Below are 12,744 nucleotides of genomic sequence, written 5' to 3'. Positions count from 1 at the left end.
GAGTATGGCCGGATCCCAGTGGTTCCACGCCCCGGCCCTGGCGCGGCCCGCCTCCCGGACCGGCGGCCGCACCCCCTGGAGCCGCCCGCACCGTCGCGACGGGATCCCAGGAGCCGCGGCCGGGCCTTTGCCAGGGGCGCATGCACATCCGTCGTGCGCCGCCCGTACCCCCTCCGGGGCGCCGTTGTCGTGGCAGCATGTCCCGCGACGGCGTTCCCCGTGTCCTGGTACGCCGGTTCGTCCACGGCCTGTGGAGGCGGCGATGCGTTGGTTGGTGGGGTGGAGCAGTATCGCCGCGAGCTTCGGCACCGTGGGCGCGGTCGGCCGCCACGGGGAGGGGCGCACCGTCCACCCCGTCGGCTCCCGACTCCTGTGGGGTGACCCGGATCCGCTGTGGGCCGTGGGCGACTGGCGACCCGACGAGATCCGCGTCATCACCGTCGCGACCCCCGAGGGCGCGCCCACCGCCCGGCTCGCCGTGCTCGGCTGCTGCGGCGCCACCGACGAGCAGCTGCGGGTGGGGCTGCTGGCCGCCCGCGGCGGAGCACTGCGCCACCTCACGGCCTGGTCCGGGAGTTACACGGCCGTCGTGCAGGTCGGCCGGCGCATCACCGTCGCCGGCGACCTCGCCGGGGCGCGCCCCGTCTTCCACACCCCCTGGGCCAACGGCACCGCGTACGCCACGGCTGCCCTCCCGCTCGCCGACCTCATCGAGGCGCAGCTCGACATCGGCCACCTGGCGGCGCTGCTGGCCTGCCCCGAGACCCCGGAGGCACTGGGCGACGGCACACCGTACGAAGGGGTCAGACGGATCCCGCCGGGGCACGCGCTGATCCTCCGGGAGGGTTCGCGAGAGATCACCGGGTACGAAGCGGTCGCCTCGCTCGCGGTGGCCGCCCCGCAGACCGACCCGGTGAGAGCGGTCGAGGGCGTGCGGGACGCGCTGGTCGACGCCGTACGCGCCCGGCTGACCGCCCCGCGCCACGCCCCGGAGACCCTGCCGCCCGACCCCGGGCCCGTCCCCGGCATGGGACCCGCCGAACGCCGCGCGGCGCGGGGCGCCCCCGTCCCAGGTATCGGGGCGGACCTCTCGGGCGGCAGCGCCTCCGCCACCCTCGCGCTGCTCGCCGCCGGACTGCCGGGACTCCCCGGCACCCTCCTGGGCCACGGCACGGGAGCGGGCGAACGGCTCCTCGCCGTCACCTTCAACGACCTGTCCACGCAGGGCCACGAGGACGAGATGGAGCGCGCTCGCGCCATCGCCGCCAACCCGCGGCTGCACCATGTGGTCGTCGCGGCGGGCGAGGACGCCCTGCCCTACGCGTCGCTGGAGAACGGGCCGCTCACCGACGAGCCCGCCCCCTCCCTCGTCGTCGCCGAACGCCACCGGAGACGGCTCGCCGCGGGCAGCGCCGACCACTTCGTCGGCCACGGCGCCCGTCAGGTGCTGGACGCGCACCCCGCCCGGCTGGCCGACCTGCTCATGGACCGGCGCAGACGTCACATCCTGCGGCCCGTCGCCGCGCTCGCCAGGGCCGAAGGGCCCTCCACACACTCCCTGTTCGTCCCGCTGGCCGTCTACCGGGCCGCCCGCCGGCTGGCCAGGACGTCGTACCGCACCGGCCTCGAGACGGCCGCCTCCGTGTTGCCGGAGGCCAACCGCGACATCCCCGGGTTCGACACCCCGGCCGACGCCTCGCTCGCCTCCCTCACCTGGTCGCGGCCGGGTCCCGCCGCACGCTGGCTCACGGGTGAGGCACTCGCGGAAGTATCGGTTCGCCTTCAGGAGGCGGCCTTCCGGCCCGCCTCGGTCCAGCGCCCCGGAGAGGCCCGCGCCCGCGCCGCGCTCGCCCGGCACGCCGCCGGCCAGCGGATCCTGGAGCAGGCCGCCGAGATCCGCAGCCAGCGGCTGCACGCCCCCTTCCTCGACAACCAGGTCGTACGGGCCGCCCGCGCCCTCCCCGAATCGCTGCGGGTCCAGCCGGGCGCGAGGGCCGCGATCCTGCGCCGGGTGCTCGCGGGCGCCGGCATCCACGAGCTGCCGCCCGGATGGGGCACCCCGTCCCAGGCGACCTCGACCGCGGCGGGACGGCTCGGTCTGCGTGCCGCCCTGCCGGACCTGATCGCCCTCTTCGACGCGCCCCTGCTCGCCGACGCGGGCCTGATCGAGGCGCGCGTCGTACGCAAGGCCCTCCGCGCCGCGTCCGAGGGTGAGCCCCTCCCGCTGGACGGCCTGGCCGAGCTGGCGTCCACGGAGCTGTGGCTCCGCCGCCTGGTCACGCGCCGGGGCACCTGCTGGACGGGCACGGCGGCACCGCGCCAACGAGCGGTGGCCGCCGGTGTGGTCCCGGCGCGCCGGACGCTGCAGTCCTGAAGCACCGGATCCGTGATCGTCCGCCGCACCGGTCGGCGGACACAGTCGCGGCCGCCCGCCGTACCGATGAACGGACGGACGGCCGCCGGGACACAATGGCCCGGTGCGGTACCTGATCCTGGGCGTCACCGAGGCGCGAGACGAGCACGGCGGAGCACTGCCCGTCGGCGGCGCGCGGCTGCGCACCCTGCTCGCGGCGCTCGCGCTACGGGCCGGTCGCCCCGTGTCCGTCGCCGCGCTCATCGACGACGTATGGGCGGACGAGCCGCCGCTGGACGCGCCCGCCGCGCTCCAGGCCCTCGTCGGCCGGCTGCGCCGCGCCCTCGGCAGGGAGGCGGTCACGGCGGCCCCAGGTGGCTACCGGCTGGACGCGGGTCCGGACGACGTCGACCTCCACGTCTTCGAGCGGCTCGTCCGGCAGGGCTCCGCGGAGCTCGCCTCCGGCAGGCCCGAGGCCGCCGCCGGCACCCTGCGCGGCGCGCTCGCCCTGTGGCGCGGTCCCGCCCTCGCCGATCTCCCCGGGGACGAGTCCGGGCGCAGGGCGGAGGCCCACCGGCTCACCGCGCTCCAGCAGCGCGTCGAGGCCGACCTCGCCCGCGGCGCCACGGCGGGCCTCGTCCCCGAACTCAGGGAGCTCACGGCCGCCCACCCGTACGACGAGCGGCTGCGCGCGCAACTGCTGCGCGGCCTGCGCGCCGAGGGCCGGCAGGCCGACGCGCTCGTCGCGTACGAGGAGGCGCGCAGGGCCCTCGCCGACGGTCTCGGCACCGATCCGGGGCCGGAACTCAGCGCGCTGCACCGGCAACTCCTCGACGCCGGCGGACCGTCCGGGCGGGCGGCCCTGCGCGATCCGCGGGTTCCGGGCGATCCGAGTCCCGACGAGGGCAACATCCGGCCCCGGCTCACCTCCTTCGTCGGCCGTGAGCCCGAACTCCGCCTCATCCGCTCCGATCTGTCCCGCTCCCGGCTCGTCACCCTCACGGGCCCCGGCGGTTCGGGCAAGACCAGGCTCGCCGAGGAGTCCGCGGCCGGGCAGGGCGCCTGGATCGCCGAACTCGCCCCGCTCGACGACCCATCGGCGGTCCCCGGCGCCGTGCTCTCCGCGCTCGGTCTGCGGGAGACGGCCCTGTTGCAGGGCGGCGCACGCGACGGGCACGCCGTGCCGCAGGACCCCACCGAGCGGCTGGTCGAGCACCTGTCGCACCGGTCACGTCACCGCCCCTTCCTGCTCGTGCTCGACAACTGCGAGCACGTCATCGACGCCGCCGCGGCCCTCGCCGAGACGCTCCTCACCCGGTGCCCCGGACTGCGCGTCCTCGCCACCAGCCGCGAGCCGCTGGGCGTGCCGGGTGAGACGGTCCGTCCGGTCGGCCCCCTGCCACCTGACCCCGCACACCGCCTCTTCGCCGAGCGCGCCCGCGCCGTCCGGCCGGACTTCGCCCCGGACACCGGAGCGGGCGGTGATCCGGGAGCCGTGGCCGAGATCTGCCGCAGACTCGACGGTCTCCCGCTCGCCATCGAACTCGCCGCCGCCCGCCTCCGGCTGCTCACCCCACGCCAGATCGCCGACCGCCTCGACGACCGCTTCCGACTGCTCACCAGCGGCAGCCGCACCGTGCTGCCCCGGCAGCAGACGCTGCGGGCGGTCGTGGACTGGTCCTGGGACCTGCTGTCCCCGGACGAGCGGACCGTGCTGCGGCAGGTCTCCGTATTCGCGGGCGGATGGGACCTGGCGGCGGCCGAAGCGGTGTCCGGTCCCGACGCCGCCGCCCTGCTGGGCGCACTGGTCGACAAGTCACTCGTGGTCGCCACCCCCACCGGCGGCGACATGCGCTACCGCCTGCTGGAGACGATCCACGAATACGCCTCCGAGCGCGCCGCCGAGACCCCCGGCGTCCGCGACGCCGCGGCCTCCGCCCACACGGCGTACTTCCTCGCACTGGCCGAGGAGGCCGACGGCCTCCTGCGCTCCGAAGGCCAGCTTCCGTGGATCGAACGCCTGGAGGCCGACCTCGACAACATCCGCGCCGTCCTCCACCGCACGGTCGTCGCCCGCCCCTGCGAACCGGTGGCGATGCGCCTGGTGCTCGCCATGGGCTGGTTCTGGTGGCTGCGCAACTTCCGTGTCGAGGGCCTGTCCTGGACCGAACGTGTCTCGGCACTCGGCGAGGATCCGCCCGACGAGGCCGATCCCCGCCACTGGCCGCGGATGCACCTGCACATGCTGCGGTTCCTCCTCGCGATGGAGAACCGGCCGACGGACAGCATCAACGAGGACGAGGAGCTCCTCACCCTGATCGGCAAGGTGACCGAGGTCTTCGGCGCCTGCGGCCCGGAGGCCGCCCGGTTCCCCGGACTGCTCTGGCCGATGACCTTGTACATGCGGCGTGAGTACACACCCCACGTCCACGCGCACTTCGACGCGGCCGTCGCCAACACCCGTGCGTACGGCGGTGACTGGGAGTACGGCGTCACGCTGATGTTCCGCACCCACATGCTCGTCGACACCCCCCTCGGCACGAACGGCATCGACGAGGACCTCGCCGAGCTGCGCGTCCTCAGCCGCCGCAACGGCGACCGGTACCTGCGCGCCCAGGTCGCGAGCGCAGCGGCCGAGGCGGACATGATGCGAGGGAGGTACGACGAGGCGCGGGCCGACTACCAGGAGGCGCTGCAACTCGCCCGGGAGGTCGGAGCCCACGCCGAGACGCCGTTCCTGCTGGGGCGCCTCGCCGAACTCTCCTACCGGACAGGTGACCTCGACTCCGCGAGGAAGGGTCTGGACGAGGCGGAGGCGGAGGCCGAGCGCCGGCAGGTCCTGGACGCCAGGGCCTACATCGGATTCCTGCGCGCCTCGATCGCGCTCACCGCGGGCCAGGTCGCGGAGGCCCGCCGGTACATCGACTCCGTGAACTGCGGTGAGTCGTACGGCAATCCGCCCCCGCAGTTCGCGGCGGCGGTTCTCGGCCTCTCCGCCCGCATCAGCGTGTTCGAGCCGGAGGCCGGCCCCGAAGCCGGGCTGCGCGGGGTCACCGACGCGCTCCGCCTCGCCGTGGAAGCCGAGTGCGCGGAGGTGGTCACCGCACATCTGGCGGAGGCAGCCGGAAGCATCCTGCCCAAGGTCGGCCGGCACGCCACCGCGGTCCGCCTCCTCGCGGCGTCCGACACCTGGCGGGCGTACGGGCCGCGCTCCGCGGTGGAGGAGGCCGAGGTGAAAGCCTTGCTGGAGGCCCTGCGCGAACGGCTGGGCGAGCGGGCGTACGCCGAGGAGCGCGCCGCGGGGCAGGGGCTCACACCGAGGGACGCCATCGCGCTGCTGACGGAGGTCGCCGACGAGACCGGCCGGGGCCGGTCCGGGACGAAGCCGGTCAGCGGCAGCTGATCCGGGACTCCGCCCAGTCGGCGAGGGCCACCCCGCCGAGGGCCCCCGAGGGTTCCACGACGAGCCTGATGCTCTCCCGCCCCTGGATGCCGACGCTCGCCGGGACCGCGGGGTCACCGCCCCGCATCACCGGGGACCGCCACAGCCGCGCCCCCGCACCGTCGTACACGGAGAAGCGCACCGCGCCGAGACCGAGCGTCAGGTCGTCGACCCCGACCGACGCCTCGTAGCGGGTGCACGTCCGGTTGAGCTCCACGGTGACCGACGAGAGGGAGGGAGCGGTCACACCGTGCGCATAGGACTTGGTGGAGATGGACAGCACGTCGCGCTGCCAGAACACCCCGGTGCTCCCGCGGAGGACGATCTCGGGCTGCGTGTGGTCCCCGACGACGGAGTACGCCAGGCGGTTCACCTGGTAGACCTCCGGCGCGGGCGGTACCGGCTCCTCCGGTGCGGGCTCCGTCGGAGCGGGCGCGGGTGGCGCCGGGGTGGGTTTCGCGGGAGTCGGCGCCGGGGTCGGAACAGGTGCCGCAGGCGGTGTCGGCTCCGGGGCGGGCGGTTCGGGTGCCCGCGGGGCGGGCCGCGACGGCGACGGCTTCGGTTCCGGCTTCGGTTCCGGCTCCGGCGGAGGAGCGGGAACCGGAGCCGCGGGTGCGGCAGCCGGCGGCTTCGCCACGGGACGCTCCTCCGGCGCCCGGTCGTCGCCGGACAGGGCCCACACCAGCCCGGCGGCGGCCGCCGCCACGGCCACCGCGGCGGCGATCCCGGCCTTCACCGGGGCGCCGAGCCCTTCCGACACGGCGGCCCCGCCCGCCGCACCGCTGCCCGACGACGCGCTGCCCGTGGCCGCGGCGGCCGCTCCGGCACCGGCCGCCCCCACCGCTCCGCCGACGGCGACGCCCGCCGCCTTGACCGCGTACCCCGCGGCGAACCAACCGATGACCGCGACCGGGAGCAGCGCCGGAATCCCGGCGTTCACACGGTCGAGTTCACCCGCGGCGACCCGGCACCTGGCGCACTCGTCCAGGTGCTTGCGCAGCCCGCGCTCGGCACGGGTCCGCAGTCCGCCCCGGGCGTGGGCGCCGAGCCGGTCGGCGTACTGCGCGCAGTCACCGCCGGCCGTCAGCGCCTGACTCACATGCGCCTGCAGATACGCCTGCCTGAGCCCTTCGCGGGCGCGTACGGCCAGGACCGCCGTGGCATTGGCCGTCAGGCCGAACAGCGGGGCGACCTCGCTCGGCGACTCCTCCTCCACCGTGGTGTGCCACAACACAGCCTGCCAGCGCTCCGGCAGGCTGCGGAACGCCTGCATGGCCATCGACCTGTCGGCCTCGTGCATGGCCAGCACGTCAGCCCCGAGGTCGACGGTGTCGGCCTCGGACAGCTCGCTGGAGCGGGTGGCCTGAGCGGCGAACACGGCGAAGTCGTCGACCAGGTGCTCGCGCTTCGCACTCTTCGTCCAGGCGGCGGCCACATGCCGGACCGCGGTCATGAGGTAGGCCCGGACGGCCTCCTGCGGCCCCTTGCCGCCGCGCACCGCCTGCAGGGTCCGGGCGAACACCTCGGCCGTCAGGTCGTCGGCGGTGTGGGCGTCCCGGCAGCACGTACGGGCGTAGCGGCGCACCGCTCCCGAATGCCGCCGGAACAGCTCCTCGTACGCCGAGTCGTCCCCCGCACGCATGCCCTGGATCAACTGGGCGTCGGACGGGCCGAGATCGGCGGAGCCCGCCCGGCCCTCGCGCTGCAGCGGGACCGCGTACGCGGGGGTGGTCCCCGCTCCGGGATCCGGGGGCCCGGCCTCCTCGGCGGGCGACCAGGGGCCGGGGAGCACCGTGCCGCCCCCGGCGGAGTCCCCGGACCGGTCACGGCCGGCCGGCCCCGGCGGTTGGTTCGGCACGTGACCGGGCGTCGGGCCGTCGGTGCCCGTCCCGTCGCTCCCGCCCACGGCGGCGCTACCGCCGGCCGGTTCTTCCTGCCGCGCGTCACCGTTCATCGCGAAGCCCCCGTATGCACCCTCGGACCCGAAATACCGGGGCCAGAGTGCCACAGCGCCACGCCGCGACGGACCCTGGGCAGGGGCAACCACTCGTCCGGGGTGTCTTCACCCCTGCGGGGGGTGTGACGTCACTCCTGCGGGGAAGGACGGATGCCCTCCGAACCGCACTGACGTCCGGTCACAGCGGGTCCGGCCGCCGCTGCTTCGGCCTCGGCCCGTACGCGGGGATGGTTCCCAGCGGGGATCCGGCCGCCTCCGGGTGACCGCAGGACCGCTCCGGACCCACGCGGAACCCCTGTCGCGCGCTCCGACCCCCGGTCGTCGCCCGGTCAACCCTGCCCCGTGACGACGTCCGGCCGGTGGGAGACAGCTCCCGCCGGCCGGTGCGTTCGCCTGTCCTCCCGCGGCTACGCGGGGCGGGAGCGGAGCCCCTCCAGAAGGATGTCCAGCAGCCTGGCCGAGGCGGCGGCCTGGTGAGCGGGGTCCGGCAGGGCCGGCGCCGCCGTGGCGATGACCAGCAGCACATCGGCCACCGTCACATCGCCGCGCAGCTCACCCGACTCGCGAGCCCGGTTCACCAGACTCCCCACGACTTCGAGCAGCTCGGCCACCCCCGGGTCGTCGTCGAGGGCCTCCTCGGCCGTCGCGTGCTGCTCGACCACCCGGAGGCCGGGCTGGCCCGTCACCTGCCGCTGATGCGGGACGCGCGTGTCGCCGTCCGCCGCGGCCTGGACCGGTATCGCCGCCTCCTCGGGCTCCGCCCCCACCCGGAGTACCTGCGGCGGCAGCAGCCGCCCTGCCCCGGACGCCACCGAGGTCCGCAGGAAGCGGGAGAGCGCGGACCACGGTTCCTCCTCCTGCCCTAGGGCCGACCGCGCCTGATCGGTCAGCCGCGCGGTCTCCTCCTCGGCTATCCGGCGGACGAGCACGTCCTTGCTCGGGAAACGCCGGTAGACCGTGCCGACTCCGACCCGGGCGCGGCGGGCCACGTCTTCCATCGGAGCGCCGTAACCCAGCTCGCCGAACACCTCGCGCGCGGCGCGCAGGACGTGTTCGAGATTGCGCTGTGCATCCACACGGAGCGGTGCCGAACGGGAGGCGATCGCCGCCGTCCCGACCGCGCCCACCGCAGCCACCGCGCTCAGCCGCCCGTGGCCCTCAGCGGTGGAGCCGACAGCACTCTGCCCATGCAAATCCTGAATGTGCATAACTTCCCCCGGTTATGACGTCTCCCCCCGGAGACTTCCCGCCCTGTCCGCCGGGTGTGGACCTCTGTCCGATTCCGACACCCCGACGGGGTACGAACATAGTTGAGCCCGGGTCAATTCAGAAGGGGGTAGTTCCGCACGGAGCGCCCCCCGATCGGAGCAAGGACCGGTTGGGCCCCGATTCGCCCCCCGTGGGTCCGCCCGCCCGTCGTACCTGACCTGGGAAGCTGCGCGATCGCCGGGCGCCCGGACCCCGCCCCCTGATCGACGAGCTCCGGTCACACAATTTGCCGGGCCTGTGGACAAACTCCGGACTCCGTTGCGTCATGGGAAGGTGATGGCACCAGATTCCCGGGGCACGTCCCCCGGCACCCGGCCAAGTGTGCGCATTCTCGTCGTCGGCGGCGGCTACGTCGGGATGTACACCGCACTGCGTCTCCAGCGGAAGCTGCGGCGGAGACTGAAGAGCGGTGAGGCCGAGATCGTGGTGGTCACGCCCGAGCCCTACATGACCTACCAGCCGTTCCTGCCCGAGGCGGCCGCCGGATCGATCTCCCCCCGCCACGTCGTCGTGCCGCTGCGCAGGGTCCTCAAGGACTGCACGATCGTCATCGGCGAGGCGGAGCGGGTCGATCACGCGAAGCGCACCGCGACGGTCACGACGCTCGCCACAGCGGACGACGGCACCGGCGCCGTAGAGATCCCGTACGACGAGATCGTCATCGCTCCCGGGTCCGTCTCTCGGACCCTGCCGATTCCGGGTCTCGCCGACTTCGGCATCGGCTTCAAGACCGTCGAGGAGGCCATCGGCCTCCGCAACCACGTCATCGAACAGATGGACATCGCCTCGGCCACCAGGGATCCCGCCGTCCGCGACGCCGCCCTCACCTTCGTCTTCGTGGGCGGCGGCTACGCAGGCGTCGAGGCGCTCGGGGAACTGGAGGACATGGCCCGCTACACCTCGCGCTACTACCACAACATCAAGCCCGCCGACCTGAGGTGGGTCCTTGTCGAGGCGACGGGGCGCATCCTGCCGGAGGTCGGCGAGGCGATGGGCAAGTACGCCGTCAGGGAACTCCGCGGCCGCAACATCGACGTACGCCTCGAAACCCGTCTGGACAGCTGCGAGGGCCGGGTCGCCGTGCTCAGCGACGGGTCGCGCTTCCCCACGCGCACGCTGGTGTGGACCGCCGGCGTCAAACCCGCGCCGCTCCTCGCGGCCACCGACCTGCCCCTCACCGAGCGCGGCCGGATCCGCTGCACCGCCGCGCTCGCCGTCGACGGGGCCCCGCACGCCTGGGCGGCCGGCGACGCCGCCGCCGTGCCGGACCTCACCTCGGCCGAACCGGGCACGGAGACCGCGCCGAACGCCCAGCACGCGGTACGCCAGGCCAAGGTCCTCTCGGACAACATCCTCGCCACGCTCGCCGGCCGGCCCACCGAGGACTACCGGCACTCCTACGCCGGGTCCGTCGCCTCGCTCGGCCTGCACAAGGGCGTCGCGCACGTGTACGGCCGCAAGCTCAAGGGGTATCCGGCCTGGCTGATGCACCGCGCCTACCACCTCAGCCGCGTACCGACGTTCAACCGGAAGGCGCGGGTCCTCGCGGAGTGGACCCTGGCCGGCCTGTTCAAACGCGAGATCGTCTCCCTCGGATCGCTCGAGCACCCGCGGGCCGAGTTCGCCCTGGCCGCAGGCGGACACGCGCACCCGGCACCCCCCGAGGGCTCCCCGCCGAAGGACGGGGAGCCGCCCCGCGCGTCCGGCTGAGCCCGGGCGACGCGCGCACTGCCGAGCCGCCCGGAGAACGGCCGTGGCCGGGCGGCCGTACCCCTTGCCGTACCTCAACTGACAGTACGGTCGGTCACACTGGGCGTGTGACCATAGGCGGGCCCGCACCTGCGCAGAGTGACCCGCCCGGTAGTCACCTACAGTGACCGGCAGCGACGACCGACAGCACGAAGAGCCCGGCTGTGATTTCCCGGGAGCCCCGCCCCCCGCACCTCCCCCCTGCACGACCGCTTGCGGGGGGAACGGTGCGGGAACAGCAGACGAAGCAGCTCGCCCGAGCGGACCAGACCGACACACGAGGCCAGAAATTCCGTGAACTTCACGCGCTGGAGCGCCCGCTTCCCCGGAACGCAGCGTCGAGCCGCCGCGCGGGACGACCGCAGTTCCGTACCCGCCGCCCGCGCGGAGTCCGCGCGGCCGGCACCCGCGGCCGCACCCCCGGAATCCGCCCCGGAATCCGCCCCGGAACCCGCCGGCCCCGTGCCGGGCCCCTCTCTGGAGGCCCTGTCGGCCGGCGCCCTGCTGGGCCGTCTGCCCGCCCCCGTCGCGCTGCTCCACGGCCCCGACCACCGCATCACCTACGTCAACGAGGCCTACACGACGGCCTTCGGACCCCGGCCGTGCGGGGCACCCGCCGCCGAGGCCATGCCGGAGCTCTCCGAACTGAGCCTGCTGCCGCTCCTGGACCAGGTCCTGCGCAGCGGCACCTCCCGCACGGTCAAGTCACGCAAGGTCCTGGCCGGCAGCTCGTACACGGTCACGTGCACCCCCGTGGCCGCGGGCGCCACGGACAGCGAGCCCGGCGTCCTCGTCTACGCCACCGACGTCACCGACCACGCCGAGGCGGCGGAGCGGCTGCGCTCCAGTGAACGCCGCCACCGCGAGACGGCCGTCACCCTCCAGCGCTCGCTGCTGCCGCAGGACCTCGAACAACCTGACGACCTGCGGATCGCGGCCACCTACCAGCCGGGCGGCACGGACGCGGCGGTCGGCGGCGACTGGTACGACGTCATCACCCTCGGCGCCGGACGCACCGCCCTCGTCATCGGTGACGTGATGGGACGCGGGGTGCGCGCCGCGGCCGTCATGGGGCAGCTGCGCACCGCGGTCCGCGCCTACGCCCGCCTCGACCTGCCGCCGCACGAGATCCTCCAGCTCCTCGACGTCATCGCCGCCGAGATCGACGCGAACCAGATCGCCACCTGCGTCTACGCCGTGCACGACCCCAACGAGGGGCACCTCGTCTACGCCTCCGCCGGGCACCTCCCCATCCTCGTGTGCGACGAGGACGGGGCGGTCCACCGCGCGGAGGACCCCACCGGACCGCCGCTGGGCACGGGCGGCTGGGTGCACACCTCGGGGACGATCGCGCTGCCGCCGGGTTCCACCGCGGTGCTCTACACGGACGGCCTGGTCGAACGCCGCAGCGAGGACATCGATGAGGGAGTGGCGGCCCTGGAACGCGCGCTGTCCGGCGCCAAGGGATCGCCCCAGGTGGTCTGCGACCGGCTGATCCGCGCCCTGGGGGTGACAGCGGAGCACGACGACGACGTGGCGGTGCTCGTCGTCCAGCACCCCGCCCGTACGGGGACGAGCGCCGAACTCTTCCACAACGCCTCGCTCGAACTCCTCGGCGGAATCGAAGCGGCACCGAGGGCACGCGCCTTCGCGACCGGGGTCCTGGCCTCCTGGCGGTTCCCCGTCGAACTCTGCGACCTGGGCCTACTCGCCGCGAGCGAGCTCGTGGCGAACTCCCTGCAGCACGGCACCCCGCCCATGCGTCTCGGTCTGCGCCGCACCGACCGCCGCCTGATCATCGAGGTGACGGACGGGGACGACCACCTGCCGCGCCGCCGGCGAGCCGAGCCCGCCGACGAGGCGGGACGCGGCATCTCCATCATCGCGACCATCGCCTCGTCGTGGGGCAGCCGCCGTACCCCCGGGGGAGGCAAGGCGGTGTGGTGCGAGTTCGCACTCCCCGGCTGAGCCCGC

At 74.7% G+C, this 12,744-nt stretch carries 6 protein-coding genes; 4 read left to right on the top strand and 2 right to left on the bottom strand.

From position 1 onward, the window contains the following. Positions 1 to 262 precede the first annotated feature (262 nt). Both OG206_RS15425 and OG206_RS15420 read left to right on the top strand, forming a co-directional pair. Positions 263 to 2,374, top strand: a complete 2,112-nt coding sequence (locus tag OG206_RS15425; protein WP_327116371.1) for an asparagine synthase-related protein — start codon at positions 263 to 265, stop codon at positions 2,372 to 2,374. Between the two features lie 103 nt (positions 2,375 to 2,477). Next, positions 2,478 to 5,756, top strand: a complete 3,279-nt coding sequence (locus OG206_RS15420; RefSeq protein ID WP_327116369.1) for a BTAD domain-containing putative transcriptional regulator — start codon at positions 2,478 to 2,480, stop codon at positions 5,754 to 5,756. Here the strand turns inward: OG206_RS15420 and OG206_RS15415 are convergent. Then, the gene (locus tag OG206_RS15415; RefSeq protein WP_327116367.1) at positions 5,743 to 7,749 is read right to left on the bottom strand and encodes a sigma-70 family RNA polymerase sigma factor; all 2,007 of its coding nucleotides are present in this window, start codon (positions 7,747 to 7,749) and stop codon (positions 5,743 to 5,745) included. The two genes, OG206_RS15420 and OG206_RS15415, sit on opposite strands and share 14 nt — an antisense overlap. 410 nt (positions 7,750 to 8,159) lie before the next feature. Next, entirely contained in the window at positions 8,160 to 8,960 is an 801-nt protein-coding gene (locus OG206_RS15410) for a TetR/AcrR family transcriptional regulator (RefSeq protein WP_327116365.1), read from the bottom strand. 337 nt (positions 8,961 to 9,297) lie between these two features. On the opposite strand from OG206_RS15410, the gene OG206_RS15405 reads away from it, so the two are divergent. Then, positions 9,298 to 10,731 (top strand): NAD(P)/FAD-dependent oxidoreductase, encoded by a 1,434-nt coding sequence (locus tag OG206_RS15405; protein WP_327116363.1) that lies wholly within the window; start codon positions 9,298 to 9,300, stop codon positions 10,729 to 10,731. Positions 10,732 to 11,064: 333 nt separating this feature from the next. Beyond that, positions 11,065 to 12,738 (top strand): ATP-binding SpoIIE family protein phosphatase, encoded by a 1,674-nt coding sequence (locus tag OG206_RS15400; RefSeq protein ID WP_327116361.1) that lies wholly within the window; start codon positions 11,065 to 11,067, stop codon positions 12,736 to 12,738. Positions 12,739 to 12,744: the final 6 nt, after the last annotated feature.

Origin of the sequence: Streptomyces sp. NBC_01341, from assembly GCF_035946055.1 — a bacterium.
Classification (GTDB): domain Bacteria; phylum Actinomycetota; class Actinomycetes; order Streptomycetales; family Streptomycetaceae; genus Streptomyces.
This window is presented reverse-complemented; position numbering and strand designations above follow the sequence as displayed.

Excerpts from the sequence above, each read along its gene's own strand:
- OG206_RS15425 (WP_327116371.1), top strand. The coding sequence starts at position 263 with ATGCGTTGGTTGGTGGGGTGGAGCAGTATCGCCGCGAGCTTCGGCACC.
- OG206_RS15415 (WP_327116367.1), bottom strand. The coding sequence starts at position 7,749 with ATGAACGGTGACGCGCGGCAGGAAGAACCGGCCGGCGGTAGCGCCGCC.
- OG206_RS15410 (WP_327116365.1), bottom strand. The coding sequence starts at position 8,960 with ATGCACATTCAGGATTTGCATGGGCAGAGTGCTGTCGGCTCCACCGCT.
- OG206_RS15405 (WP_327116363.1), top strand. The coding sequence starts at position 9,298 with ATGGCACCAGATTCCCGGGGCACGTCCCCCGGCACCCGGCCAAGTGTG.